This is a genomic window from Lysobacter sp. GCM10012299 (assembly GCF_042649405.1).
Lineage (GTDB): Bacteria > Pseudomonadota > Gammaproteobacteria > Xanthomonadales > Xanthomonadaceae > Lysobacter_J.
Window position 1 is genome coordinate 22,892 of record NZ_JBHRZC010000007.1, and the last position, 26,833, is coordinate 49,724.

Annotated in this window: 28 protein-coding genes; 18 read left to right on the forward strand and 10 right to left on the reverse strand. The window is 66.5% G+C overall.

The window, feature by feature from the left end:
• Positions 1–37: 37 nt before the first annotated feature.
• Positions 38–1,825 carry a peptide MFS transporter gene (locus ACFOPO_RS15960; protein ID WP_386704477.1) on the reverse strand — a complete coding sequence of 596 codons (1,788 nt, stop codon included), beginning with the start codon at positions 1,823–1,825 and terminating at the stop codon, positions 38–40.
• Between the two features lie 139 nt (positions 1,826–1,964).
• Between ACFOPO_RS15960 and ACFOPO_RS15965 the strand changes: the two genes are divergently transcribed.
• Both ACFOPO_RS15965 and ACFOPO_RS15970 read left to right on the forward strand, forming a co-directional pair.
• Entirely contained in the window at positions 1,965–3,971 is a 2,007-nt protein-coding gene (locus tag ACFOPO_RS15965) for an OPT family oligopeptide transporter (RefSeq protein ID WP_386704479.1), read from the forward strand.
• 128 nt (positions 3,972–4,099) lie between these two features.
• Positions 4,100–6,169 carry a prolyl oligopeptidase family serine peptidase gene (locus ACFOPO_RS15970; protein WP_386704480.1) on the forward strand — a complete coding sequence of 690 codons (2,070 nt, stop codon included), beginning with the start codon at positions 4,100–4,102 and terminating at the stop codon, positions 6,167–6,169.
• 57 nt (positions 6,170–6,226) lie between these two features.
• On the opposite strand, the gene ACFOPO_RS15975 is transcribed toward ACFOPO_RS15970, so the two are convergent.
• Positions 6,227–7,294, reverse strand: coding sequence for an NAD(P)H-dependent flavin oxidoreductase (locus tag ACFOPO_RS15975; protein WP_386704481.1), 1,068 nt, complete (start codon positions 7,292–7,294; stop codon positions 6,227–6,229).
• 307 nt (positions 7,295–7,601) lie between these two features.
• On the opposite strand from ACFOPO_RS15975, the gene ACFOPO_RS15980 reads away from it, so the two are divergent.
• From ACFOPO_RS15980 to ACFOPO_RS16030, 11 genes are all read left to right on the forward strand, one after another.
• Positions 7,602–8,126 (forward strand): demethoxyubiquinone hydroxylase family protein, encoded by a 525-nt coding sequence (locus ACFOPO_RS15980; protein WP_386704482.1) that lies wholly within the window; start codon positions 7,602–7,604, stop codon positions 8,124–8,126.
• 55 nt (positions 8,127–8,181) lie between these two features.
• A complete protein-coding gene (locus ACFOPO_RS15985; RefSeq protein ID WP_386704483.1) occupies positions 8,182–8,490 on the forward strand; it encodes a hypothetical protein in 309 nt (102 codons plus the stop codon).
• Positions 8,491–8,693: 203 nt separating this feature from the next.
• Positions 8,694–9,035 carry a hypothetical protein gene (locus tag ACFOPO_RS15990; RefSeq protein ID WP_386704484.1) on the forward strand — a complete coding sequence of 114 codons (342 nt, stop codon included), beginning with the start codon at positions 8,694–8,696 and terminating at the stop codon, positions 9,033–9,035.
• 36 nt (positions 9,036–9,071) lie between these two features.
• Positions 9,072–9,602 (forward strand): hypothetical protein, encoded by a 531-nt coding sequence (locus ACFOPO_RS15995; protein ID WP_386704486.1) that lies wholly within the window; start codon positions 9,072–9,074, stop codon positions 9,600–9,602.
• 82 nt (positions 9,603–9,684) lie between these two features.
• A complete protein-coding gene (locus tag ACFOPO_RS16000) occupies positions 9,685–10,113 on the forward strand; it encodes a hypothetical protein (protein ID WP_386704487.1) in 429 nt (142 codons plus the stop codon).
• On the forward strand, positions 10,110–11,033 hold the full coding sequence (locus ACFOPO_RS16005) for a hypothetical protein (protein WP_386704489.1): 924 nt from the start codon (positions 10,110–10,112) through the stop codon (positions 11,031–11,033). Before ACFOPO_RS16000 ends, ACFOPO_RS16005 begins: the two co-directional genes overlap by 4 nt.
• A gap of 20 nt (positions 11,034–11,053) precedes the next feature.
• Complete coding sequence (locus tag ACFOPO_RS16010) at positions 11,054–11,566, forward strand: hypothetical protein (protein ID WP_386704490.1); 513 nt, start codon at positions 11,054–11,056, stop codon at positions 11,564–11,566.
• A gap of 4 nt (positions 11,567–11,570) precedes the next feature.
• The gene (locus tag ACFOPO_RS16015; protein ID WP_386704492.1) at positions 11,571–11,972 is read left to right on the forward strand and encodes an MAPEG family protein; all 402 of its coding nucleotides are present in this window, start codon (positions 11,571–11,573) and stop codon (positions 11,970–11,972) included.
• 178 nt (positions 11,973–12,150) lie between these two features.
• A complete protein-coding gene (locus ACFOPO_RS16020; RefSeq protein WP_386704494.1) occupies positions 12,151–12,612 on the forward strand; it encodes a hypothetical protein in 462 nt (153 codons plus the stop codon).
• A gap of 8 nt (positions 12,613–12,620) precedes the next feature.
• On the forward strand, positions 12,621–13,157 hold the full coding sequence (locus tag ACFOPO_RS16025; RefSeq protein ID WP_386704495.1) for a cold shock domain-containing protein: 537 nt from the start codon (positions 12,621–12,623) through the stop codon (positions 13,155–13,157).
• A gap of 43 nt (positions 13,158–13,200) precedes the next feature.
• Positions 13,201–13,620 (forward strand): hypothetical protein, encoded by a 420-nt coding sequence (locus ACFOPO_RS16030; protein ID WP_386704497.1) that lies wholly within the window; start codon positions 13,201–13,203, stop codon positions 13,618–13,620.
• A 58-nt stretch (positions 13,621–13,678) separates the two neighbouring features.
• On the opposite strand, the gene ACFOPO_RS16035 is transcribed toward ACFOPO_RS16030, so the two are convergent.
• The 8 genes from ACFOPO_RS16035 to ACFOPO_RS16070 form a co-directional block, all read right to left on the reverse strand.
• Positions 13,679–13,876: a YbdD/YjiX family protein gene (locus ACFOPO_RS16035; RefSeq protein WP_386704745.1), complete on the reverse strand. Its 198-nt coding sequence runs from the start codon at positions 13,874–13,876 to the stop codon at positions 13,679–13,681.
• Positions 13,877–13,886: 10 nt separating this feature from the next.
• Complete coding sequence (locus ACFOPO_RS16040; protein WP_386704498.1) at positions 13,887–15,947, reverse strand: carbon starvation CstA family protein; 2,061 nt, start codon at positions 15,945–15,947, stop codon at positions 13,887–13,889.
• 113 nt (positions 15,948–16,060) lie between these two features.
• Positions 16,061–17,053, reverse strand: a complete 993-nt coding sequence (gene corA, locus ACFOPO_RS16045) for a magnesium/cobalt transporter CorA (protein WP_386704499.1) — start codon at positions 17,051–17,053, stop codon at positions 16,061–16,063.
• 50 nt (positions 17,054–17,103) lie between these two features.
• Positions 17,104–18,327, reverse strand: coding sequence for a DUF4105 domain-containing protein (locus tag ACFOPO_RS16050; RefSeq protein ID WP_386704500.1), 1,224 nt, complete (start codon positions 18,325–18,327; stop codon positions 17,104–17,106).
• On the reverse strand, positions 18,320–19,204 hold the full coding sequence (locus tag ACFOPO_RS16055; protein ID WP_386704501.1) for an HlyC/CorC family transporter: 885 nt from the start codon (positions 19,202–19,204) through the stop codon (positions 18,320–18,322). The genes ACFOPO_RS16050 and ACFOPO_RS16055 overlap by 8 nt, the downstream gene beginning before the upstream one ends.
• Before the next feature lie 88 nt (positions 19,205–19,292).
• Entirely contained in the window at positions 19,293–19,778 is a 486-nt protein-coding gene (ybeY, locus tag ACFOPO_RS16060; RefSeq protein ID WP_386704503.1) for an rRNA maturation RNase YbeY, read from the reverse strand.
• A gap of 11 nt (positions 19,779–19,789) precedes the next feature.
• Complete coding sequence (locus ACFOPO_RS16065) at positions 19,790–20,806, reverse strand: PhoH family protein (protein WP_386704505.1); 1,017 nt, start codon at positions 20,804–20,806, stop codon at positions 19,790–19,792.
• A gap of 104 nt (positions 20,807–20,910) precedes the next feature.
• On the reverse strand, positions 20,911–21,129 hold the full coding sequence (locus ACFOPO_RS16070) for a hypothetical protein (protein ID WP_386704507.1): 219 nt from the start codon (positions 21,127–21,129) through the stop codon (positions 20,911–20,913).
• 149 nt (positions 21,130–21,278) lie between these two features.
• On the opposite strand from ACFOPO_RS16070, the gene ACFOPO_RS16075 reads away from it, so the two are divergent.
• From ACFOPO_RS16075 to ACFOPO_RS16095, 5 genes are all read left to right on the forward strand, one after another.
• Positions 21,279–21,989, forward strand: a complete 711-nt coding sequence (locus tag ACFOPO_RS16075) for a TetR/AcrR family transcriptional regulator (protein WP_386704509.1) — start codon at positions 21,279–21,281, stop codon at positions 21,987–21,989.
• 11 nt (positions 21,990–22,000) lie between these two features.
• Positions 22,001–22,987, forward strand: a complete 987-nt coding sequence (locus tag ACFOPO_RS16080) for an HlyD family secretion protein (RefSeq protein ID WP_386704511.1) — start codon at positions 22,001–22,003, stop codon at positions 22,985–22,987.
• A complete protein-coding gene (locus tag ACFOPO_RS16085) occupies positions 22,984–23,943 on the forward strand; it encodes an ABC transporter ATP-binding protein (protein ID WP_386704513.1) in 960 nt (319 codons plus the stop codon). The genes ACFOPO_RS16080 and ACFOPO_RS16085 overlap by 4 nt, the downstream gene beginning before the upstream one ends.
• Positions 23,940–25,058, forward strand: a complete 1,119-nt coding sequence (locus tag ACFOPO_RS16090; RefSeq protein ID WP_386704515.1) for an ABC transporter permease — start codon at positions 23,940–23,942, stop codon at positions 25,056–25,058. The genes ACFOPO_RS16085 and ACFOPO_RS16090 overlap by 4 nt, the downstream gene beginning before the upstream one ends.
• 64 nt (positions 25,059–25,122) lie before the next feature.
• Complete coding sequence (locus ACFOPO_RS16095; RefSeq protein ID WP_386704517.1) at positions 25,123–26,799, forward strand: amidohydrolase; 1,677 nt, start codon at positions 25,123–25,125, stop codon at positions 26,797–26,799.
• Positions 26,800–26,833: the final 34 nt, after the last annotated feature.

Genomic DNA, 26,833 nt, shown 5'->3' on the forward strand with positions numbered 1-26,833 from the left:
AGCCCCTCTTTTTTCATGCCTGTTGCCAGCCGTGGCGTCACTTCACGCCGTGCATCATCCGTCGCAGCACCGGTGATGCGATGAGCGCGACCACGGCCCAGCCAATGCCTATCCACATCATCAGCCAGAACAGGCTGGCGTACTTGCTGCCGGCGACGGCGAAGTCGAGCGTGGTGCCTTCGGGGATGTCGATCGCGGCGAGCTTGCCGAACAATGCGGCCAGCGTTTCCGAGAACGCAGTGGCGAGGAACCAGGTGCCCATCATCAGGCTGACCACGCTCTTCACCGACAACTGCGTCACCGCCGCCAGGCCGACCGGCGCCAGGCACATCTCGCCGATCTCCAGCACCAGGTAGGCCAGTACCAGCCACCAAACGCTGGCCACTTCGCCGGTGGCACCGGCATGCTGCGCCGCGAGTGCCAGCGGAATGAAACTGAGCCCGGCGAACAGCAGACCGAAGGCCGACTTCACCGGCTTGGACGGGTCCATGCCGCGGCGATCGAGCACATCCCACAAGCGGCCGAACAGCGGCGCCAGCAGCACCAGGAACAACGCGCCCAGGTAAGTGAGCGAGCCGGCCGTCTGCGGCAGCACCAGGCAGTCGCGCAGCAGGAACACCAGCATCACCAGCACCGCCGAGGCGAACAGCACCTTGGGCATGCGCGATTCGGGATGGCGATCGGACAGTGCCGCGGAGACCATGAATGCCAGCGGCGCCAGCAGCAGCGAGATCGTCGACCACGGCCACGGCGTGCCTTCGCGAATCACCAGCGAGGGCGTCACGTCCTTGGTCAGCATGCGATCGGTGAAGGTGACCCACGAGCCGTAGGTCTGCTCGTACAGGGTGAAGAACACCAGGCACATGAAGATCATCGCCAGCAGCGAGATCATCTGCTGCCGTTGCACCGGCGTGCATCGCGCAGTGACGAACCAGGCAAACCACGCCAGCACCGCCAGCATCACCAGCAGCATCAGCAACAGCGCCAGCGACACCTCGCCACCTAGGGCGAAGCGGCCGTTGGCCACCGCCCACATCAGCGCGGCGACCGGCACCAGGCCGAGCATCATCCCCAGGTAGATCGCCCATTCGCGCGGCAGGCCGAACACACGCTCACGCAGGCGTGCCGGGTCCGGCGGTTCGGCATGGCCGTGCAGGTACTTCTGGCCCCACAGGAACTGCCCCAGTCCCAGCAGCATGCCGATGCCTGCTGCGCCGAAGCCCCAGCTCCAGCCCAGCGTCTGGCCGAGGTAGCCGCACACCAGCGAGGCGAACAGCGCGCCGAGGTTGATGCCGGCATAGAACAGAGAGAAGCCCGAGTCGCGACGCGGGTCGTTGTCGGGGTAGAGGCGGCCGACGATCGTCGAGATGTTGGGCTTGAGGAAGCCCACGCCGAGGATGATCAACGACAGCGACAGGTAGAACACACGCAGCGAGGCTTCGTCGCGCACCACCACGCCATTGGTGATCGTCGCGGCATGACCTTCCACCGCCATGCCCAGATGGCCGGCCACCAGCAGCAGGCCGCCGAACACCACCGCCTTGCGCATGCCCAGGTAGCGGTCGGCCAGCAGGCCGCCGACCACGGGCAGGCAGTAGACGAGGCCGCCGTAGGCGCCGAGCACGTCCAGGCCGGAGCGGTCGCCGAATTTGTGGTGCTGCAGCAAGTACAGCAGCAGCAGCGCCTTCATGCCGTAGAAGGAGAAGCGCTCCCACATCTCGGTGAAGAAACAGACGTAGACGCCCTTGGGGTGGCCGAAGAGCTCATCGCGGGCGTCGCGGATGACGACGTCGCCGGGGACGGCTGGGGCTGCGATGGTGGACATGGGCGATCCGTGACTGACGTCGCCGAATTCTAGGGCCTTCAATGACCCCGCGCGCGTCGCCGCCGCCGGGACGGCCCCGATGTACGGCGCGCCGGCCGGTCTGCAATACTCGCCCGAACTTCAGCAGGGGCCCGATCCAGTGACCAGCACCAGCCTGTCCGACACCGCGCCGCGTACCGAACTGACCGTACGCAGCCTCATCCTCGGCGTCGTCATCACGCTGCTGTTCACGGCGGCCAACGTGTTCTTCGGCCTCAAGGCCGGCCTGACCTTCGCCACCTCGATCCCGGCGGCGGTGATCTCGATGGCGCTGCTGCGCAACTTCAAGGATTCCACGATCCAGGAAAACAACATCGTGCAGACCGTCGCCTCGTCGGCGGGCACGCTGTCGTCGATCATCTTCGTCCTGCCGGGCCTGGTGATGATCGGCTGGTGGACGGGCTTCCCCTACTGGGAGTCGTTCGCGATCTGCGCCCTGGGCGGCATCCTCGGCGTGATGTATTCGATCCCGCTGCGGCGCGCGCTGGTGACCAACTCCGACCTGCCGTACCCGGAAGGCGTGGCCTGCGCCGAGGTACTGAAGGTCGGCAGCGGCGGCGATACGTCCACCAAGGCGGGGATCGAGGAAAGCCGTTACGGCCTGCTCGCGGTGGTCTGGGGTTCGATCGCGGCGGCGGCCTTCTCCGTGATCGTCGCCACCCGCATCTTCGGTTCCAACGTCGGCGCCTACTTCCGCCTCGGCGGCGATCGCGGTGGCGTCACCGGTTTCGATTTCACCCTGTCGATGGCGCTGCTCGCGGTCGGCCACTTGGTAGGCCTGTGGGTCGGCGTGGCGATGGGCCTGGGCGCGCTGATCGCCTGGGGCTGGGCAGTGCCGCACTACTCGGCGCTGGCCGCCACGGCGGGTCCTGCGGCCGACCTGGGCCAGGCGACGTGGGCGACGTACGTGCGCTTCATCGGTGCCGGCACGATTGGCGTCGCCGCGATCTGGACCTTGGCCAAGCTGGTCAAGCCGGTCGTCAGCGGCCTGTCCTCGGCGATGGCCGCTTCGCGCATTCGCAAGGCCGGCCAGGCCGGTTCGCTGCCGCGCCAGGAGCAGGACATCCCGATCGGCATGGTCGGCCTGATCTCCATCGCCTGCTTCATCCCGATCGCCTTCCTGCTGGGCCACTTCGCCCTCGGCAGCGGCCTGGGTGAGCACATGTGGAAACTGGTCATCGGCGGCCTGCTGTACGTGATCGTGATGAGCTTCCTGGTGTCGGCGGTGTGCGGCTACATGGCCGGCCTGATCGGCTCATCCAACAGCCCGCTGTCGGGCATCGGCATCCTGGTGGTGATCGGCGCGGCGCTGTTGCTGGTCTTCGGCATCAAGCCGCTGCTGGCGCCGGGCAATGAAAAGGGGCTGGTCGCATTCGCGCTGTTCGTCACCGCGGTGGTGTTTGCCGTCGCGACCATCGCCAATAACAACCTGCAGGACCTCAAGACCGGGCAGTTGGTCGATGCGACGCCGTCGAAGCAGCAGTGGGCGTTGGTCGTGGGCGTGCTGGCCGGCGCGGCGATCATTCCGCCGATCCTCGACCTGCTCAACCAGGCCTACGGCTTCACCGGTGCGCCGGGTGCGGTGCCGGGCCGCGCGCTGGCCGCGCCGCAGGCTGGCCTGATTTCGGCGCTGGCGCAGGGCGTGATCCTGGGCAACATCGACTGGAGCCTGATCCGCATCGGCGCCTACATCGGCGCCGGCCTGATCGTCATCGACATCCTCCTGCGCCGCACCACCAAGTCGGCGCACCTGTCGCCGCTGGCCGTCGGCCTGGGCATCTACCTGCCGACTTCGGCGACGTTGATGGTGGTGGTCGGCGCGGTGATCGGCTGGCTGTACGACCGTCGTGCCGAGCGCAGCGCCAGGCCCGAGTCGACCAAGCAGATGGGCGTGCTGCTGGCCTCGGGCATGATCGTCGGCGAAGGCCTGATCGGCGTGGCGATTGCCGCGATCGTGGCGTTCTCCGGCAAGGACTTCCCGCTGGGCCTGGTGGGCGACGATTTCGCCGGCCCGGCCGTGTGGATCGGCGGCGCGGCGTTCGTCGCGGTCGTGTTCGTCCTGTACCGCTGGGCCGAGCGCGTCAGCGCCAAGGCCGCGGCGGCCTGACCAAACCTGACTGAACAGGGGCGCCCGCCAACCGGCAAACCCGGCAACGGCGGCGGGCGCTTTGGCCTTTGCGGCGGCCGTCACGGACGCCTAACATCGACGGTCTTTGTACCCAGCTTGGAGCCGCCATGACGTTTCGCCGCGCCCTTCTGCCGCTGATGTTGGCGGCCGCGCTGTCCCCTCTTGCCGCCTCGGCCGCCCCGCGTGGCTTCGAGGTCCGCGACATGGCCACCCTCGACCGCGTGTCGGCGCCGACCCTGTCGCCTGACGGCCGTCGCGTCGTGTTCGCCAAGCGCGTGGTCGATTTCGCCGCCAACAAGGGCGCGTCGTCGCTGTGGATCGAGGACCTGTTCGCGCGCGACGCCGCACCGCCGGTGCGACTGACGCCGGAAGGCTGGAACGTCAACTCGCCGAGCTTCTCTGCCGACGGCAAGACGGTGTACTTCCTCAGCGCCAAGTCGGGCAGCTCGCAGCTGTACTCGATCCCGGCCAGCGGCGGCACGCCGAAGCAGTTGACCGCGTTCTCCACCGACGTCGGCGGCTACAAGCTCTCGCCCGACGGCAAGCGCGTCGCCTTCAACGCCGAAGTGTTCGCCGACTGCAAGGGCGACTTCGCCTGCTCGGCCAAGCGCGTGGACGAGAAGGGCAAGGAGAAGACCAGCGGCATGGTGTTCGACCGCATCTTCATCCGCCACTGGGACACCTGGAACGACGGCCGCCTCAACCGCCTGTTCGTGACGACGCTGGCCGACAAGCCGGCGACCACCGCGACGCTGGTCAGCGGTGAAGTGATCGGCGACGTGCCGTCGCGTCCGTTCGGTGACAGCAGCGAGTACACCTGGGCGCCGGACGGCAAGAGCCTGGTGTTCAGCGCACGCATCGCCGACGCCAAGGAACCGACCTCGACCAACTTCGACCTCTACCAGGCCAGTGCCGACGGCACCGGCGCGGCGAAGAACCTGACGGCCGCCAATCCCGCCTGGGACACCGGCGCGACCTTCAGCGCCGACGGCAAGACCCTCTACTACCGCGCGATGAAGCGCCCGGGTTTCGAGGCTGACCGCTTCGCCCTGATCGCGCTCGACCTGGCCAGCGGCCAGCGTCGCGAGATCGCACCGCAGTGGGACCGCTCGGCGGACGGCATCACGCTGTCGGCAGACGGCAAGAGCATTTACACGACGGCCACCGACATGGGCGAGCACCCGCTGTTCGCCGTCGACATCGCCAGCGGCAAGGCCAGCAAGCTGGTCGGCGAAGGCAGTGTTTCCGCCATCGACCTGGCCGGCCCGACCCTGGCGCTGACGCGCAACTCGCTCAAGAGCGGCGACGTGCTGTACACCACCAGCGCCGATGCCACCGCGCCGCTGCGCGCGATCACCGCCACCACCGGCGAAACGCTGAAGGACGTCGCGTTCGGCGACTTCGAGCAGTTCAACTTCAAGGGTTGGAACGGCGACACGGTGCACGGCTATGTGGTCAAGCCGTGGAACTACGTCGAAGGCAAGAAGTACCCGGTCGCGTTCCTGATCCACGGCGGCCCGCAGGGCAGCTTCGGCAACGGCTGGAGCTACCGCTGGAACCCGCAGACGTACGCGGGCCAGGGCTACGCGGTGGTGATGATCGACTTCCACGGTTCGACCGGTTATGGCCAGGCCTTCACCGATGCGATCAGCCAGCATTGGGGCGACCGCCCGCTGGAAGACCTGCAGAAGGGCTGGGCGGCGGCGCAGCAGAAGTACGGCTTCCTCAACGGCGACAAGGCCTGCGCGCTGGGCGCGAGCTACGGCGGCTTCATGGTCAACTGGATCGCCGGCAACTGGAACCAGCCGTGGAAGTGCCTGGTCACCCATGACGGTGTGTTCGACCAGCGCATGATGGGCTTCGCCACAGAGGAACTTTGGTTCACCGAGTGGGAGCAGGGCGGCAACGCGATCGACAAGGCCGCCAACTACGAGAAGTTCAACCCGGTCAACCACGTCAAGGACTGGCGCGTGCCGATGCTGGTCGTGCACGGCCAGCTCGACTACCGCATCCCGGTCGAGCAGGGCATCGGTGTGTTCACCACGCTGCAGCTCAAGGGCATCGAGTCGAAGTTCCTGTACTTCCCGGACGAGAACCACTGGGTGCTCAAGCCGCAGAACTCGGTGCAGTGGCATGACACCGTCAACGCCTGGCTGAAGCAGCACATCGGCGAGTAGTGCCTGATAGCCCCTCTCCCGCTGGCGGGAGAGGGGTTGGGGTGAGGGCAGGAAGCGTCAACGCAACAACGCCCCGGCCTCCGCGACCAGTGCATCAAACAACTCGCGTGCGCGCCGATGCTTCAACAACGGCGCGCCCTGTCCGGCCCACAGCGAGATCATGTCGCCGCGCCCCTGCGCCGCGGCCGTCGCCTTGAATGTCCCGGTGAACCAGTTCTGGATCGGGTAGGGCAGCGGCGTAACGCCTTCCCACTCCTCGACGAAGCGATTGCGGATGCCGCGCGCGAGCCGCCCGCTGAAGGCGCGCGTCAGTGCGGTGTACTTCGCGTCGTCGGTGAACAGCATCCTGCGGTGCAACTCGTTCGTGCCGGACTCGTCGCAGGCCAGGAACGCCGTGCCGATCTGCACGCCCTGCGCACCCAGGGTCAGCGCGGCAGCGACGCCACGCCCGTCGGCGATGCCGCCAGCGGCGATCACCGGCGTCGACACGCGATCGACCACCTGCGGAATCAACGCCAAGGTTCCGGTCAAGGACTCCTCGGCCGAGCGCAGGAACGACACACGATGTCCGCCTGCCTCGAAGCCGGTGGCGACGATGACGTCGACGCCGGCCTGGTCCATCGCGATCGCCTCGTCGATGGTGGTGATGGTGCCCATCGTGGCGATGCCGAGGCGACGGCACTCCGACAGGATGTCGGCGGAAGGGATGCCGAATACGCAACTCATTACCGGCGGACGCGCATCGAGCATGGCCTGCACCTGGTCCTCGAAGCGCTGGCCGTAGCGCTTGGGCATTGGCGGCGGCGCCATGCCGAGTGCGTCGTAGTAGGGACGGAAACGCTCGATGGCGGCGGCGAACTGCTCGCTCGTGAGGCGGTCGCCACCGGGGTCCTGGTTCGACACCCACAGGTTCAACGCGAACGGTTGCTGCGTGCGTGCACGGATCTGCTGGGCCAGCTCGCCGAGCTTCTCCGGTGCGAGATGGTGCGCGCCGAACGAGCCAAGCCCGCCGGCCTCCGACACGGCGACCATCAGGTCGATCGAAGACAGCCCGCCACCGAATGGCCCCTGCACGATCGGATAGCGCAGGCCCAGGCGTCGGGTGAAGTCGTTGTCATGCCACATGGCATCACTCCAATGCGGGAAAAGGCGCGGGCTGGAGCGCCCGGGCCGCAACCACTCTAGGCGCGCTTGTGCAGTGGGCCGATGAAGGCGCGGGATCGACCGCTTGTCCCGTCCCCCGGCCCGGTGATAGCGTCGCGCCGGGGAGTCCGGAAGCATTTCCGGTCGACAAGTCAGGTGCCATGGGGGGCATTGTGAGGCTACTGGTTTTCCTGGCGTTGATCGCCTTTTCCTCGTTGACCTTTGCGCAGCATTCCCGGCTCTCGGCAAGTTCCTCGACTCGTACGGCAGCAATGGCAACTGACGGTTCATGGCTGTGAACCACGGGCTCGGCGACCGCATCATCAAGGTCAATCACGCAGGCGAGCACGGTGCCATCAGCATCTACACCGGCCAGATCATGATGGCCAGGCTCACTGCGCCAGGACTGGTGAGCGAGTTGATCGAGTTCCGGTCACATGAGACACGCCACAGAACCCTGTTCGGTGCTGAGCTGGCACGCCGAGGGCGACCTCGCTGCCGGAGTTATTGGCTGTGCGGCGCTGGCGGCTTCGTGCTTGGCGCCATGACGGGGCTGCTTGGGGCAAACGCCATCGCTGCCACCACCGTGGCCGTGGAGGGCGTTGTTCTAAGGCATCTCGAAAGCCAGCTTTCCGCACTCCGTGGCAACGACCCCGGTGCCACCTCGGCCATCTCCGCGATCGTGGCTGAGGAGCGGCAGCACCATGATGACTCGGCCCGCCGCATCGGGGCTGGTACTTTCTGGCCAAAGGTCCTTACTCCCATCGTGTCCGGAGCTACCGAGGCGGTCATATGGCTGGGCATGCGGTTGTGAGCCTACTGGTGGAGGAGCGATCTAAAGCTGTAGGGATTTCAGGGAGACCTTGCCCATGTTGAGCGACCTGCCAATCGTCCTCTTCGTTGCCGTCGTAGCGAACGATTGGTTGCTGGCACGAAAGGTTCGAAAGGCCATAGCATCACGGCGGCTGGATTGCGTGGACCTTGAGGAGGTTCGCTTCGGCGGCTCCCCGCTCGGGATCGTGGTCAACCTGTTCCGGTTCCGGAAATTGCCCCCAGCCGATGATCTGTCGGACCCGGATCACATTGCCATCCGGCTGCACTACCGGATTCACCAGGTGCTGATTGGCCTGTTGCTTGCCTGTATCGCTGTTCTCCTGCTTCGCACGCTTGCGCCCTGACAGTTCGTGGTCTCAATGGGGCGCCTCATCAAAGTCGATTTCGCTTCATCAAGGAGCCAACATGTCCACTGGTGTCGTGGTTGTCCTGATTGTCGTGTTCGTCGGCGTTGCGGCGACTCGCGCTGCGCGAAAGAAAAAGAAGGAATGACAGAGAGGTTGCGTGCACTCCGCGGCACAGCCGGGAACGTATTCGAGGGGAAGGCATGCTGTTACCGATACTTGTCGGCTGGCCAATGAGTTGGGGCGTCGGCTTTCTGTTCTTCTGGGTGGTGGGGCTTCAGCATTACGGTATCCAGCGCGGACTGCGGCGCAAGTTCGCCGGGTATCGTTCGCATAGGGACCTTAGGGGGCGCTTGATCGGTTTGAATTTCTTCTGGGGCCCCGTGCTTGTGGTTGTTGGATTCACCCTGGCCTGCACGTTGGGATGGCCGGTTTGTGGGTATGTCGTTGCATTCATGGTGGGCTACGCTTGTGCACTTCGTCTTGCCCTGATGGAGCCGATGGACGAGAGGGGACGCATGGATGCTCCGGACAACGACATGTGACATGTCGAGCATTTCAATCGCACAGGGGAAATCATCGTGAGTCGTGAAGACATAGTTGCAGTTGCATCGCGCCTGTTTGCGCTCTTTCTGCTCATCACCGCCATACGCCTTGGTACGACCATGGTTGCGGCCTCAGGCACCTTCTCGTCCGGTTGGACCCTGGCGCTGTTCCTGTTGGCCATCTTCTTGCCGATTGCCGCAATCGCGGCGCTGCTGTGGTTCTTCCCACTCACGGTTGCCAGGAAGCTCCTTCCAGTCATGCGCGAGCCGCAGCCGTCAGTTGGCGTCGGGTCGCAAACTGCACTGGATCTCGGCCTGACTGTGATTGGCTTCTGGGTCCTCTCGACCGCCTTCACGGATGCGATCTATTGGCTCGCCCTTCTCGTGCAGACCCACAACGCGCCCATCCCCGTCGAACTGGATCCAGCGCAGAAGGCGAGCCTCGCAGCGACTTTTGGTGAGCTTGCCATCGGCATGTGGTGTGTGTTCGGAAGCCGTGGCTTGACCAACCTGGTTACGCGCGTCCGGTATGCCGGCTCGCCACAATCGAACAGGGATGCGGTCTAGCATGCGACTTCCCGCTCTCCTGTTGTTCGCACTTGCTTCGCTCCCGACAGTTGCGGCTACGCCGTACAAGACCGAGAGCGTCATGTTGCTCCAGCCAGATTCCGTGCTGAAGGAGCGTGTCCCGTCGGTAGTCGGCCTCAGCGACTACATCAAGGCACTCCAGGCTGCTGCAGACGGTGCGCTGGCTACCGAGCCCGCTAGTCCGGCCAGCGGTTACCTGGTCGTGGCGGTTCGTCCAGGCAGGCAGTCCATGGCCTGGCTGGACTTCAAACCCGCACTGCCCGCCCCGATTGCCGAACGCATCAGGGCCGCAATCCGCGGTGTGCCGCCCTTCGAGGCGCGTGGTGGCGTGGTGGTGTTTGCACTGAACGCTTCGCTCTGGGGAGGAGCGCCATCGCAGGGGTTCCCCAATCCACAAGAATGGAGCAAAGCCATGGAAGGGCGCAGCGAGCCAATGGAGGTTGGCGATCTCGTGGACATGGTGTGGCCTGGCGGAGAGGGGGGCATATGAGCAGGATTGGAGTGCTTGCAGTGTTGCTCGCGTTAGCCGGCAACGCTTTCGCTCTGGACAAGGCCGATGAAGGTGTCTTTGCACTCGTGCACAACGACGGCCACATCACGCAGAAGATCGCCCGCCTGAGTCATTCGGACGGACGATGGCACCTGGCAGAGCGCAATGCCGACGGGGTCTGGGAGGACGTCACGTGTGAGGACGCCTGCGCCCTGGTGGATACGCCTCCGCAGCAAGTCGCACAGTTCCTGCACGGCACGTCACTCGACGGCCAGTCCATGGAGTGCGTTCACGACCAGGCGTTTGCGTTCTGCAGTTCCCGTGCCGGCGCCGATGCGGGCAGCCGCACCTACTACATGCTGGCGTTTGCGGACGGCAAGGTCATTCCGCTCAAGTGGGTACGGTTGGATCCAGCCACGTTGAAGCCTGTTGCCACCGCCCAGAGTGGCTGGATCGACATGCAGGGCAATCGTTTGCCCGATACCGGGACGGCGAAGTCCCGCGATGGCTTCAGCGCGAGTGTCCTGATCACCCCTGACAAGGACTGGCAGGAAAAGTGGAACACGCCGCCAGAGACTGTGCCGAAGTTTTCCACGGCGAAAGAGGTGAGCCTTGGCGGTGAGATCTTCATACTCACGTTCCTCGCCAACCCGAAGGTTGACGGCCAGGGCATGACCGATGTGGCCTGCGACTTCATCGTTGTGCGCCCGGACGGGTCCGACTCGACCCGCGACCTCGACATGCCCTGCTTCAAGGGCAAGCTGCTGGGAGACCCCACGAGCGTTTACCTCTCGGCAGCAGTGCTGAAGTTCGTGGCGGAACCTGCCGATCCGCGCGGCGAGTGGAGCGTGGCAATTACGGTCAAGGATCGACTGCGCGGCGTAGAGATTCCGTTGCGCACCGCGTTTGTCGTCCGATAGTGAACCGAGGAGAGTGTTCCATGCGTCTTGCAGTTCTGGTCTTCGTCGCGGCCATGGCCCTGTCGCCCATTGCCACCACCGCTGCTGCTGGAAGGAAGGCTCCCCGCATTGAGAGCTCGCAGGTCGTCGGGCTCACCAGGCTCCTGGAGGAGCAGCCACACCACGAGCAGGCCCCTGCAATCCGGGCGTTGATGCTGGAGTGGGAGGACAAGACCTCGGACGCGGTGGACTACGTCTGTCCTGGTGTCCTTTCGCCAGTGCCCGATGACGGTGTACCCAACGGCCCGGAACTGCTGGCGCAGTTCATTTTCGGCAGTGCCGCATTCCAGGTTGCCAGTCCTGCGCAGAAGGGCGCGCTTCAGCCAGGCCAACTGGCCGGAATGCGCAGCATGCTGAAGGCCTACCAGTCCTTTCTCGCCAATGACCCATCGGCTCGCGTTCCCCGCTTCGACGAGCTTCTCGACAAGGAGGCCGATGGTTCGCTGGCTGCGTACCTCGAGCCGATCGTGACCGCGGAATGCAAGCAGGAGTAATGCGATGGCCATGCCACAGGCGTTGATTTTCCCGATGGTTGCGCACGTCGCGCTCGCCGGCATGCTCTACGTCCTGCTTACGGTTGCCCGGGCTCCCGCTGTGTGGGGTATCGGTCGCAGGAGCGACGGCAGCAATCCCTGGGCGCATGTCGAGCCGCGCATCAGCGCCAACCTGTCCAATCAGTTCGAGTGGCCGCTGTTCTTCCACGTGGCCTGCCTGATCCTGCTCCAGTTCCAGCCAGACACCACTGCCGTCGCGCTGGCATGGATCTTCGTGGCGGGTCGGCTGCTACACAGCGGCGTACAGATCCTCACCCGCAATGTCCGGCTCAGGGGGGCTGTCTTCACGGTCAACTTCCTGGCCGTGCTCGGTCTGTGGGTCTGTGTTTACGGAGCAATTGGATAAGTCCTGGCGGTTCCGACGCACCCCGGCATTGAGCGTTGCTTGTAGGCCGATATTCCAGGTGGTAGCGTCTTCCTCCGGGGATCGGGGCTTTGGAAGGGGGGCTCCTTGAATCGGACCGTTGTCGGCATCGCGATGCCGTGCACGACTGCACCTGCCATTCGGCTTGGGGGACGCGACCATGACTGATCGCGTCGCCAACCATCCGGTGTCGACGTTCGCGTCGACCGCGCTTCTGTTCTTCGGTAGTGGGCTTGCGGCGACGCTGCTGCTCGCGGCGAGACCATTGGAATCGCTGATAGGCATCGCGATCGCTGTCATTGGCCTGTCGATCATGCTGTGGCGATGGTGGCGAAAGAGCCTGGCGGTCCGCCTCATGCAGGACGGTCGACGCGTGGATGCGCTGGTTCGCGGCGTGCAGGTCAGCAAGGTGTTCCAGGTCAATGGACGCTCGCCTTACCGGATCGAGGCGTTGTGGCTGGATCCGGACACGCAGGAGATTCACACGTTCAAGAGCTGGTACCTGTGGTTCGACCCGACGGTTTTCATCGTGCGCGACCACGTCGCGGTGTACCTCGACCCGCAGCGCAACGGCAGGTACTACATGGACCTGTCCTTCCTGCCTGGTATTGACGGGGCCTGAGCAAAGCAATGCGAACACACGGCACCCTGTCGAAGTGGAACGACGATCGCGGCTTTGGCTTCATCACGCCCGCGCAAGGCTCCGACGGGATATTCGTCCACATCTCATCGTTTCCCCCGGGCGGTCCGCGCCCCACGGTGGGCGAGCTCATCTCATTCGAGACGCAGGCCGGTCCGGACGGCAAGACGCGCGCGATCCGGGTGATGCGCCCGGGCGTGTCCGGCAAGCGCCCGCAGCGACATCGCGCGCCGCCTGCGCGGCGACGCATCAGCCTGGCTGGCGTGGTGACGGCAGCGGCGATCGCGGCCATTGCGATGTATGGCTACCGCGAGTTCAACAAGCCGGCGCCCGTTGATCGCGTGGTCGAACCGGCGGCACATGTCGTCGCGACGCCGCCGGTGGCGTCGTTCAAGTGCGATGGCCGTACCACGTGTTCGCAGATGACCTCCTGCGCGGAAGCGACCTACTTCCTGCAGCATTGCCCGAACACGACGATGGACGGCAACGGCGACGGCGAGCCGTGCGAGAAGCAATGGTGCAACTAACGTGCCTGTCGGCGCACTCATTCAACCAAGGGGAAACGAAGAAATGCAGAATCCGTATCAGGCGCCGGCCGCAACGCTGGCCGAACTTTCTTTGGGCGGCGACAACACGTCGGGAATGGGCAAGGACGCGACGATTCCGCCGGGCGTCGCAGGGTGGAGCTGGGGCGCGTTCCTGCTTAACTGGATCTGGGCCGTGAGCAACCGTACCTGGATCGGCCTGCTTTGCTTCATCCCGTATGTCGGCTTCGTGATGTCGATCATCCTCGGCATCAAGGGCCGCGAGTGGGCCTGGCGCAACAAGCGCTGGGACAGCGTCGAGCATTTCCAGAGCGTGCAGCGCAAGTGGTCGATCTGGTCGCTGGTGATCATCGTGGGCGTGATGGGCCTGGCCATCCTCGCGGCGATCGCGATCCCGGCGTACCAGGATTACGTGGTACGGGCGCAGGCGGCATCGGCCGGCTGATCCCGAGGGCCCTCACCCCAACCCCTCTCCCGCCAGCGGGAGAGGGGCCTGGTACCGGTCAGCAGCAGCGCGAACGGCCCTTGCCGTAGCGCGCCATCATCCGCTCGTGGAAGAACTCGTCGCGGCTCATCGGCAGCCGCTCGGGATGATTGCGCTGGATGTGCTCGACATAGTTGTCGTAGTCGGGAATGCCGATGGCCAGGCGCGCGGTCTGGACTGCCGCACGCCACCAGCGTGCGAGCAGCCCCATGACCATGGCGCCGGCCTCAGCGAGCGACTGCATCGAACGCGACATACTCGCTCTCCTTGGCCGTCGGGGCATTGCTGCGGCGTGCCGCCAGCGCTGCCTTGATGCCGAACCAGACCGTCGCCAGCACCACCAGCACGAACAGTGCGCACAGGCCGGCGTCGAGGTAGTTGTTGAAGATCACCCGCGACATGTCGTCCATCGACTTCGCCGGTGCCAGCACCTCGCCGCGCGCGGCGGCGTCGGCGAACTTGCGGGCGTTGGCGATGAAGCCGATCTTCGGGTCCGGGTGGAACAGCTTCTGCCAGCCGGCGGTGAGCGTGCAGATCAGCAGCCACGCGGTCGGGATCAGCGGGATCCACAGGAACTTCTCGCGCTTCATCTTCACCATCACCACGCTGCAGAACACCAGCGCCAGGCCGGCGAGCATCTGGTTGGCGATGCCGAACAGCGGCCACAGGGTGTTGATGCCGCCCAGCGGATCGACCACGCCCTGGTAGAGGAAGTAGCCCCACAGCGCCACCGCCAATGCGGTGCAGGCCACGTTCGCCGCCCAGCTTTCGGTCTGCTTGAACGGTGCGTAGGCCAGGCCGATCAGCTCCTGGATCATGAAGCGGGCCACGCGCGTGCCGGCATCGACCGTGGTCAGGATGAAGAGGGCTTCGAACAGGATCGCGTAGTGGTACCAGAACGCCATCATGCCCTCGCCACCAACCAGTCCGTGCAGGATCTGCGCCATGCCGACCGCAAGCGTCGGCGCGCCGCCGGTGCGCGAGAGGATGGTGGTCTCGCCGATTTCCTTGGCCGTTGCCGTGAGGATGTCAGGCGTGAGCACGAAGCCCCAGCTCGAGATCGCCGCCGCTGCGGACTCGGCGGTGGTGCCGATCAGCGCCGCCGGCGCATTCATCGCGAAGTAGACGCCCGGCTGCAGCACGCAGGCGGCGATCAGCGCCATGATCGCGACGAAGGCTTCCATCAGCATGCCGCCATAGCCAATCAGCGGGATCTGCGATTCGTTGGAGATCATCTTCGGCGTGGTGCCGGAGCTGATCAGCGAGTGGAAGCCCGAGACCGCGCCGCAGGCAATCGTGATGAACAGGAACGGGAAGAGCTTGCCGCTGAACACCGGGCCGGTGCCGTCGATGAACTTGGTCAGTGCCGGCATCTGCAGATCCGGCATGGCGATCAGGATGGCGAGTGCCAACACCAGGATCGTGCCGATCTTGAGGAAGGTCGACAGGTAGTCGCGCGGGGCGAGCAACAGCCACACAGGCAGCACCGCCGCGATGAAACCGTAGGCGATCATCAGCCACGCCAGCGTGGTGCCGGTGAGGTGGAAGATCGGCGCCCAGTCCGGGCTCGCCGCGACCTTGCCGCCGGTCCAGATCGCCAGGATCAGCAGTACGAAGCCAATCACTGAAACTTCCATGATCCGGCCCGGGCGGAAATAGCGCAGGTACAGGCCCATCAGGATCGCGATCGGGATGGTCATCGCCACCGTGAACGTGCCCCACGGGCTGTCGGCGAGCGCCTTGACCACGACCAGTGCCAGCACCGCCAGCAGGATCACCATGATCATCAGGATGCCGACCATCGAGATCACGCCGGCCGCCGGCCCCATCTCGGCGCGGATCATCTCGCCGAGCGAGCGGCCGTCACGGCGCGTGGAGAAGAACAGCACCAGCATGTCCTGCACCGCACCGGCCAGGACCACGCCGAACAGGATCCACATCGTGCCGGGCAGGTAACCCATCTGCGCGGCCAGCACCGGGCCCACCAGCGGGCCGGCGCCGGCGATCGCGGCGAAGTGGTGGCCAAACAGCACGCTGCGCGGAGTGGGCACGTAGTCGAGGCCGTCGTTGCGTCGCCAGGCCGGCGTCGCGCGGGTGGCATCGACTATCAGCGCGTTGCGCGCGATGTACAGGCCGTAGAAGCGGTACGCGATGGTGAACACCGAGACCGAGGCCACCACCAGCCACATCGCGCTGATGGTCTCGCCACGGTGCAGGGCGATCGTGCCGATGCAGAACACGGCAAGGATCGCGAGCGCGACCCAGCCAAGCCAGGACAATGCTTTCATGACACCCCTCCGTAAGGATCACCGAAGGGTCGCGCCGGCAATGGCACCGGGTCAATGCGCAGTGCGCAATGAAACCTGAGACTTTGGTCTAACCGAGGAGTAATTCCCTGCGTTTACAGCCACTTGGCCCGGCGCAGGTAGGCGAACAGCACCAGGCACACCAGAACCGTGATGCCGATCAGGATCGCGTAGCTGTAGCGACCGTGCAGTTCGGGCATGGCCTCGAAGTTCATGCCGTACCAGCTGGCGATCAGCGTGGGCGCGGCCAGCAGCGCCGCCCAGCCGGCCAGGCGCTTGACCACTTCGCCCTGGTAGATGGTGACCAGGGACAGGTTCACGCTCATCGCCGCGGTGAGCATTTCGCGCAGCGTGTCGGTGGTCTCGTTGATGCGCACGACGTGGTCGAGCACGTCGCGGAAGTACAGCGCGCTCTCCTCGTCGATCATCGTGCTGCGGGCGCGCGAGAGCTGGCCGAGGATGTCCTGCAGCGGCGCCACCGCCATGCGCAGGCGGGTGAGTTCGCGCTTGAGCTCGTAGAGCTTCTTGACGGTGTCCTTGCGGAACTCGTCGGCGAAGATGTCCTGCTCGAGTTCGTTGAGGTCCTGGCTGAACTCCTGGACGATCGGCAGGAAGTTGTCGACGATCTGGTCCAGCACCACGTACAGCGCCGCGGCCGGGCCGTGGGCGATCTCTTCCGCGTCGCGCTCGAAGCGGGCGCGGGCGGGGGCATAGCTGGTCGACGCGCCGTGGCGCACCGTCACCAGATAGCGCGCACCGACGAACATGTGGCTTTCGCCGAAGCGGATGTGGCTGTCCACACTTTGCGCGGTGTGCACGACGATGAACAACGAATTGCCGTAGCTCTCGATCTTCGGGCGCTGGTGGGCGTTGCGTGCATCCTCGACGGCCAGGTCGTGCAGGCCGAACTCTTCCTGCAGCTTGTCGAGGATGTCATCGGCCGGCTCGTACAGGCCGACCCAGATGAAGCTGTCGTCATCGACGGCAAGGACGTCGCTGATCTGGTCCAGGCTGATGTCGCGCCGCTTGCCGTCGCGGGTGTAGGCGGCGCAGTTGACGACGCACTGGGGGAGCGTGGGATCTTTCATGGCGCGATCGTGCCCGCCTCAGGCCGGCACGGCAACCCATGTTCCGCGTGTCAGCGGGGACGGCGGAAGGCCAGCCACAAACCGGTCTGGATCGGCAGCAACAGCGCCACCCAGTGCGCGTTGCGCTGCGGGTACACCGGCAGCCAGTACAGGAACAGCGCGGCCACCGAGGCGACGGCCAGGACGGCCAGCCAGCGCCGGAACCACTGGCCCGGGTCGCGCCCGCGCAGCACCCGCCAACCGCCCGGCAGCAACAGCCAGGCCAGCGGGCTGAGCAGCAGCAGGTTGTTGTTGGCCCAGCCGTAGCGGTGCTGGGTACCGAGCCAGATGAACAGCATCAGCGCGCCGAGCACGCCCGACAGCGTCCAGAACGGCATCGCGACCGTCGCCAGCGCCCGCGGTTGCCGGCGACCGGCCCATACCGCGGCAGCGCCGAGGGCGAGGCCGGCCAGGCACCACGGCCACCAGCGCGGCGGCGACGTCTGCGGCTCCGGCGGCAGGCGATGCGGCAGGATCGGTTGTTCGGATTTCACCAGCGGCCGACCGTCGCTGTTCTTCACTTCGCGCAGTGCCGCGGCAAGGCGCATCGGCACGTACGACTCGTTCCACACCGGCAGCGGTTTGTCCGACGACGGACCGAGGCCGACGTCGAAGCCCAGCCACATCCACCACGCCGGCGAGGCAAGGCGCACGGCCTCGCTGCGGTAGGTGCTGCCGTGCGAACGGCCTTCGATCTGGCGGCGCAGGCCGCCGTCGAGGACGCGGTCGAGCGAATCGCGCACGCGCGTGCTGCAGTTGTCGTCGAAGTACTGGTAGGCGTAGTGCGCGTTCTCTGGTTTGGCGTTCTCGGCCAGGGCCGCGGCCAGTTCGTTCGCCTGTGCGTCGCTCAGGTCGAGCCACTGCACGTCGACGCCGCGGCCTTCGTCGCGGTACTGCAGCAGGTCCTGCTCGAACGGCAGTGCCGCCAGCTGGTAGCGCATGTGGCCGCGGATGAAGCGGCTGAGGAAGTCCGGCTCGCTCGGGTCGAAGAAGCCGAAGTTGTAGGAGATCGCTGCGCCGGTATCGGGGTCGACTACGACGATCGCGTTGTGGCCGAAGCGCTCGAAGAAGATTTCGCCGGGCTGCATCGTGGCCACGCCGATGCGTGGCGTGGCGGCGAAGGCGTTTGCGCTGAGCAGGCCCAGCAGGGCGATCAGCGCGCTGAGAAGCAGTCGCTTCGCTTTACCCCACCCCGGCCCTCCCCTGGCAGGGGAGGGGGCAACTGCGTCACGCATCCGAGAGGACACCGACGTGGAAGGCATGGACGCGGCGCGCGTCGGCGCCGGAGACGCGGAAAACGAAGCGGCCAAGGGTCAGCTCCTCGCCCGCTTCGGGCAGGTGGCCGATCGCGGCCGTGACCAGGCCGCCGATGGTGTCGTACTCGTCGTCGTCGAAGTCGGCACTGAAGCGCTCGTTGAAGTCGGAGATGGGCGTGAGCGCGTCGACCACGAACTGGCCGTCGGCCTGCGCGGCAATCAGGGCGCTGGGGTCTTCGGCGTCGTCGTGCTCGTCGTCGATCTCGCCGACGATCTGCTCGAGCACGTCTTCGATCGTGACCAGGCCGGCGACGCCGCCGTGCTCGTCGATCACGATCGCCATGTGGTTGCGCGACTGACGGAACTCGCGCAGCAGCACGTTCAGGCGCTTGGATTCCGGGATCAGCACCGCCGGGCGCAGCAGTTCGTGGACGCTGCCGGGGCCGTTGTCGGATACCACGCCGCGCAGCAGGTCCTTGGCCAGCAGCACGCCGAGGATGTCGTCCTTGTCGTCGCCGTGGACCGGGAAACGCGAATGGCCGGACTCGACCACCTGGCGCATCAGGTCGAGGAACTTGCCGTCGGCCGGCAACGCGACCATCTGCGAGCGCGGGATCATCACGTCGCCCACGGTCAGGTCGGACACCGCGATCGCGCCTTCCATCATGCGCAGGGTGTCGGCGGCGATCAGGCCGTCGGCTTGCGCGTCGCGCAGCAGTTCGACCAGGTCCTCGCGGGTGGTGGGTTCGCCGGAAAGCGCCGAACTGATGCGTTCGAGCCAGGAGCGCGGCTTCTCATGCTGCCGGCGTTCGTGGGTTTCCTGCGCGTGGAAGCTACTACTGTCGTCCTCGGACATTGCGTTCTTGAAGGCGCCCAGGGGGAAGGGCGACGGGAGGAGTCTACCTCGGAAGCGGTTGGGGGTGCTGGGACAGCAGGGGAGGGGCTCAGCCGTCGTCCCGGTACGGGTCGTCGATGCCCATCCCGGCCAGGATCTCGCGTTCGAGCTGCTCCATGCAGATCGCCTCCTTCTCGTCCTCGTGGTCCCAGCCGAGCAGGTGCAGGGCGCCGTGGACGGTGAGGTGGGCGTAGTGGGCGACCAGCGGCTTCTTCTGTTCCTTGGCCTCGCGCGCCACCACTGGTGCGCAGATCACCAGGTCGCCCAGCAGCGGCAGCTTCACGCCCTTGGGCAGGCCGTCGGGCAGGTCCGCGGGAAAGCTGAGGACGTTGGTCGCGTAGTCCTTGCCGCGGTAGTGGCGGTTGAGCGCGCGGCCTTCCTTGGTGCCGACGATGCGGATGGCCAGGTCGGCTTCGCGGATGCGGCTCTCCAGTGCCGCCGCCACCCATTTGCGGAAACTCACCGCCGCCGGGATGCCCGTGCGCGGAACGGCGTAGTTGATCGAAACGTCGAGTCGAACGGGTCCCCGGGTCATGGTGTCTGCGCTCAGGTGGACGGGGCGGGCCGCGCGTCGCCGGTGTCGGCGTTGCCATCCCGGTTGTCGCGGGCGTCGCGGGCGTCATAGGCGTTGACGATGCGCGCGACCAGCGGGTGGCGCACCACGTCGCGCGATTCGAAGAAGGTGAAGCTGATGCCATTGACGTCGCGCAGCACGTCGAGCGCATCGCGCAAACCGGACTTCTGGTGCTTGGGCAGGTCGATCTGGGTCAGGTCGCCGGTGACGACGGCAGTGCTGCCGTAGCCGATTCGGGTCAGGAACATCTTCATCTGCTCGATGGTCGTGTTCTGCGCTTCGTCGAGGATCACATAGGCATCGTTAAGCGTGCGTCCGCGCATGTAGGCCAGCGGGGCGATCTCGATGACGTTCTTCTCCAGCAGCTTGACCACCTTCTCCACGCCGAGCATTTCGTACAGCGCGTCGTACAGCGGGCGCAGGTAGGGGTCGACTTTCTGGGTGAGGTCGCCGGGCAGGAAACCGAGTTTCTCGCCGGCCTCCACGGCAGGGCGCACCAGGATCAGCCGCTGCACTCGCGCATCGTTGAGCGCCTCCACGGCGCTGGCGACGGCGAGGAAGGTCTTGCCGGTGCCGGCCGGACCGATGCCGAAGTTGATGTCGTGGGTGGCGATCGCGTGCAGGTATTTCGCCTGGTTGGCGCCGCGGCCGCGGATGGTGCCGCGCTTGACGCGGATGCTCACTTCCTGCGGTTCGACGTCGTCGTTGGCGACGCCGTCGGCATCGATCTCGGTCAGGCGCAGGTGGATCGCCGGTTCGCTCAGGGTTTCTTCGGCGGCATCGCGCCAGAGGTCGCGCAACAGGCGCTCGGCCTTGTTGACCGCCAGCGGCGGGCCGACGATGCGGAACACGTTTCCGCGATTGGCGATCTCCACGCCAAGGCGCAGTTCGATCATGCGCAGGTGGCCGTCGAACGGGCCGTTGAGGTTGGCCAGGCGCTCTGCTTCGGCGGGCTCGAGGGCGAATTCGGAAGTGGTTCGAGAGGACATCGAGAGGAAGTGTCTTCCGTGGCGATCGGGGCGATCTGGGGTGCGCGCACTGGCGCGCCGGGGGGCAAACAGCTTGCGCCTGTGCGGCGCATTTCGCAAAGCGGCTACGGACGTTTCAGGGCGCGAACAATGAGAAGGACGCCGATCGCGCCGACCAGCAGCGAGCCGACCAGCCACAACCACATCACCGTGTCGCCGGCATGCTCCGGGTGGCGCAGCCAGGTCATTGCGTAGCGAAGCAGGCCGAGCGCGGCGATGGCGCAAAACCAGAGGCCCACCGCGCAGCGATGCAGGAGGCTGGGAGTGGAGGTCGGGTCGGGCATGGCGATGGAGCAATCTCGGGCGGGGGCTGGGGACACGATAGGGCACGGCCGCGCGCCGAAGCTTGCGGGTCCGGGTCGAAAGACAGGTGGGCTGCCGTTCGTCGGCCCCCGCTTGAAACTAATTAACGGTTGAATTAAATATATCGGCCATGACGGATTCCAGCCAAACGAAGGGCCCGGGGGCCAGTTCCAGAGGGGCCAAGGCCGCCAAGGCCGGCCGGCGCGCTCCAGGACGGCGCGCTCCAGGACGGCCCGGCCCCGACAGTCCCGACCTGCGTGAGCGACTGCTCGATGGGGCGATCGCCTGTTTCGCCCGCGAGGGCATCGCGGCCACCCCGCTGAAAGCGATCGCTACCGAGGCCGGGGTCACGCCGGCGCTGCTGCATTACTACTTCGGCGACAAGGCGCAATTGCAGGAGGCGGTGGTCAGCGAACGCGTGATGCCGGCCTTCGCCCGCCTGCGCGAACCGCTGCTGCACGCCGACGACGACGTTGCCGAACTCGTCGCCGCGTTCGTGAAGGGCATCGGCAGCCTGGTTGCCGAGCATCCCTGGGTGCCGGCGCTGTGGGTGCGCGAAGTGCTGTGCGAGGGCGGCGCCCTGCGCGAAGTTCTGTTCGAACGCATCGGCCCGCAGATGCCGCAGATGATGGCCGCCCGCTTCGCCCAGGCGCAGCAACGCGGTGAGATCAACGAAGACCTCGATCCGCGCCTGCTGATGGTGTCGCTGGTCGGACTGACCCTGTTTCCGGCGGCCGGCGCACCGATCTGGCGCCGCATGTTCCAGGCCGACGACCTCGACTTCGATGCGCTGCGCCGGCACACGCTGGCACTGCTGGATCGCGGTCTGGCAGCGGGATGAGAGATGGAGCCATGAACGACACCACGAGCAACTCCACGACACCACACAAGGCATGGATGGCCGTGGTCTGCGCCGCACTGCTGGCAGGTTGCGGCAATGAACCGCCGCAGGCACTGGGCACGCTGGAATGGGACCGCATCGCGCTGCCGGCGACCGCGCCCGAACGCATCGTCAGCATCGATGTGCGCGAAGGCCAGACGGTCAAGGCCGGCACGCGCCTGGTGCAGCTCGAAGTCACCCGCACCCAGGCCGAACTGACCGCGTTGCAGGCGCAGGCGCGACAGGCCGGCGACGTGCTGGCCGAGCTGCAGGCCGGCCCACGCAGCGAAGACATCGCGCAGGCGCGCGCCAACCTCGCCGCGGCACAGGCCGAGGCGGTCGATGCGCGCACCTTCTACACGCGCCTGCAACCGCTGGGACGGCAGCAGCTGGTCGCCGCATCTGACGTCGACCGCGCACGTGCCGCCGCCCACAACGCGGAGGCCCAGGTCCGGGCGGCACAGGCGGTATTGCTCGAACTCGAGCACGGCACGCGCATCGAGCAGATCGCGCAGGGCGAGTCGGCATTGGCCGCTGCCCAGGCGCAGGCGGCCTCGCAACAGGTGACGCTGCAGAAGCTTGACCTGGTCGCGCCGCGCAGCGGTGTCGTCGACAGCCTGCCGTATCGCCTGGGCGACCAGGCGCCGGTCGGCGCGCCGCTGGCGATCATGCTGGTCGGTGACGCGCCGTACGCACGCGTCTATGTGCCCGAGCCAATCCGCGCCGGCGTGCGCGTCGGTCAATCCGCCCGCGTATTCGTCGACGGTCGCGACGGTCCGCTGCAGGGCAAGGTGCGGATGATCCGCAACGAGGCCAGTTTCACGCCGTACTACGCACTGATCGGCAAGGACGCGGCGCGGCTCAGCTACCTGGCGGAAGTCGAGCTCGTCGGCGGCAAGACCGCAAACCTGCCGGCGGGCCTGCCGGTCCGTGTCGAATTCGAGGCGGACACGCAATGAACGCAGGCGCCGACGACCTCGCCATCCGCGCGCGCGGACTGACCAAGCGCTTCGGATCGCTGGTCGCCGTCGACCACGTCGACCTGAGCGTGCCGCGTGCGAACGTCTACGGCTTCCTCGGCCCGAACGGCTCGGGCAAGACCACCACCATCCGCATGCTCTGCGGGTTGCTGACGCCGAGCGAAGGCGACGTCGAAGTGCTGGGCCTGCGCATTCCCGAACAGGCCGAGGAACTGCGCAAGCGCATCGGCTACATGACGCAGAAGTTCTCGCTGTTCGAGGACCTGACGGTGCGCGAAAACCTGGAGTTCCTCGCCGCCGTGCAGGACATCCCGCGCGCCCAGGCAGCCAAGCGCATCGACGAACTGGTCGTGCAATACCACTTCGAGGATCGCCAGAAGCAGCTGGCCGGCACCATGAGCGGCGGCCAGAAGCAGCGCCTGGCGCTGGCCGGCGCGGTGATCCAGAACCCGGAACTGCTGTTCCTCGACGAGCCGACCAGCGCGGTCGATCCGGAATCTCGCCGGGACTTCTGGGAAAAACTCTTCGACCTGGCCGACGCCGGCACCACCATCCTGGTCTCGACCCATTACATGGACGAGGCCGAGCGTTGCCATCGCATCGCCATCCTCGATCGCGGCGTGCTGGTCGCCGACGGCACGCCGGACGAACTCACCCGGGCCCTGGCCGGACGCACCGTCGAAGTGCTGGCGGCGCAGCCGCGGCGCGCGCAGCAGATGCTGGTCAAGGTGCCCGGCGTGCTCAGCGTGGCGCAGATCGGCAACACGTTGCGCGTGTTGAACGAAAGCAATGGCGACGCCGCGGCGCGACTGGAGAAGGCACTGGCCGACGCCGGGCTGGAGGCGACGGTGTCCGCGGCGCATCCGAACCTCGAGGACGTGTTCGTCTCGTCCACGCGCGGCCGCGTCGACAAGCCGCAGGAGCGCGCGGCATGAACCTGCGCCGCCTGTTCGCGATCGTGCAGAAGGAGCTGCGGCAGATGCGCCGCGACCGCATCACGCTGGCGATGATCGTCGGCATCCCGGTGATGCAGCTGGTGCTGTTCGGCTACGCGATCAACCTCAACCTGCGCGGGCTGGAAACCGGCGTGGCCGACCAGGCCAATACCGCCGGCTCGCGGGCGGTCGTGATGGACATGGTCGCGACCGGGGTGATCGACCCGACCTACAGCGCGACCACGCCTCAGGAGCTGATGGAGCAGTTGCGCCGCGGCGAAATCAGCATTGGCGTGGTGATCCCGCCGGACTTCGAACGGCGCCGCTTCGAAGGTCGCGAAGCGGTGCAGGTGCTGGTCGACGGCAGCGACACCGTGGTGCAGAGCGCAGCGGTGCAGCTGGCGCAGCTGCCGCTGAGCACCACGCCAACCAGCAACCTGGGCCCGGCGCGTGGCGGCACGGGCCAGGTCGCCGCCGGACAAATCGGCGTGGTCAGCTTCTACAACCCGGAGCGACGCTCCGCGGTCAACATCGTGCCGGGCCTGATCGGCATCATCCTGACCATGACGATGGTGATGTTCACCGGCGTGGCCATCGTCCGCGAGCGCGAGCGCGGCAACATGGAGCTGCTGATCGCCACGCCGCTGAGCAGCAGCGAGCTGATGATCGGCAAGGTGCTGCCGTATGCCGGCATCGGCCTGATCCAGACCACGCTGGTGATCGTGCTGGGCGTGTGGCTGTTCGACGTGCCGATCCGCGGCAGCCTGCTCGATGTGTACCTCGCCGCGGTGCTGCTGATCGTCGCTAACCTGACCCTGGGCCTGCTGATCTCGACCAAGGCGCAGTCGCAGTTCCAGGCGATGCAGATGACGTTCTTCGTGTTCCTGCCGTCGATCCTGTTGTCGGGATTCATGTTCCCGTTCGCCGGCATGCCCAAGGTGGTGCAGTGGCTGGCCGAAGTGTTGCCGCTGACGCACTTCCTGCGTCTGATCCGCGGCGTGATGCTGCGCGGGGCCAGCCTGGTCGAGCTGTGGCCGGAGGTGCTGGCGCTGCTGGCATTCATCACGGTGATGATGACGGCGACGATCCTGCGCTTCCGAAAGCGGCTGGATTGAGGCCTTGCACGAGCGCGCGTCATTGCGCAAAGTCGCCAGGCTGCAATCGCCTGGGGAGGGCACGATGCACAAGCTTGGATTGGCCGTAACCACATTGCTGCTGGCGCTGGCAGGCAGCGCGACTGCGGCCAATGTCACGGTTTTGAGCGCGGCGCGGATCCACACGATGGATACCGCGCAGCCGCGCGTACAGGCGCTGGCCTATGACGACAGCGGCCGCATCCTTGCACTCGGCGACACCGCGGCGCTCGTCAAGCGCTACCCGAAGGCCAAGCGCGTGGATGCTGGCGATGCCACGGTCATTCCCGGCCTGATCGACGCCCACGCCCACGTTTCCGGACTGGGCATGACCATGCTCACCGCCGACCTGGTCGATGCGACCAGCAAGGACGACGTGATCAGGCGCCTGCGTGAGTTCGCGACCAAGCTGCCGGCCGACGCCTGGCTGATCGGCCGCGGCTGGGACCAGAACGACTGGCCCGAGAAGCGCTTCCCGAGCGCCGCTGACCTCGACGCGGCCTTTCCCGATCGCCCGGTCTGGCTGGAGCGCATCGACGGTCACGCCGGCTGGGCCAACAGCGCGGCGATGCGTGCGGTCAAGCGCGATCTAGCCGGCAGCTGGCAGCCCGATGGCGGCCGCATCGAGCGCGATGCCGCCGGCAAACCCACCGGCATTTTCGTCGACGGTGCCACGGCGCTGGTCGACGAATCCCGACCGCCACTCGACGAGGCCACGGCCGAGCGCGCGCTGGTGCTGGGCATGCAGTCCGCGGTCGAGCACGGGCTCACCGGCGTGCACGATGCGGGCGTGAGCCTGGCCGAGCTGCAGCGCTACCGCCGGATCGCCGACCGCAACGAAATGCCGCTGCGCATCACCGCGATGGCAGCCGGCGACGGCGACGCGCTCGCGCAGATCTGCCGCGACGGCCTTTACCGGCATCCGTCCGGTCGCCTGCAGATGCGCACCGTCAAGCTCTACGCCGACGGCGCGCTGGGCAGTCGTGGCGCGGCGATGCTGCAGGACTACAGCGACGACCACGGCAACCGCGGCCTGATGCTGATGTCGCCCGAGGCGATGCTGGCCGCTGCAATCAAGGCCAAGGGCTGCGGCGTGCAGGTGGCGACGCACGCCATCGGCGACCGCGGCAACCACGAGGTGCTCGAGGCCTATGCGAAGGCGCTGGGTGCGGATGCGGCGGGCGACCACCGCTGGCGCATCGAGCACGCGCAGGTGCTGACGCCGCAGGACCTGCCGCGCCTGGCGCAGCTGCACGTGATCGCTTCGATGCAGCCCACGCACGCCACCAGCGACATGCCGTGGGCGGAAGACCGCGTCGGCCCCCAACGGATCGTCGGTGCCTACGCATGGCGACAACTGCGTGACAGCGGCGCGCGCCTTGCCCTGGGGTCCGACTTCCCGGTGGAGTCGGTGGATCCGCGCTTCGGCCTCTATTCGGCTGCCACGCGCGCCGACTCGCACGGGCTGCCCGTGGGTGGCTGGTTTCCGCAGGAAAAGCTGACCGCGTTCGAAGCGCTGCGCGGCTTCACCCTGGATGCCGCGTATGCCGGATTCGCCGAGAGCGAAGTCGGCAGCCTCGTCGTCGGCAAGCGCGCCGATTTCGTCGTGCTGAAGGAAGATCCGCTGGCGATCGCGCCGGCACGCCTGCGCGAGCTGACGGTGGAAGCGACGTACGTGGACGGCCGCGCGGTGTATACGGCCGCGAGCACCGCCGTGAAGTAGCGCTGCGCGCACCCTCATCCGCCCTCCGGGCACC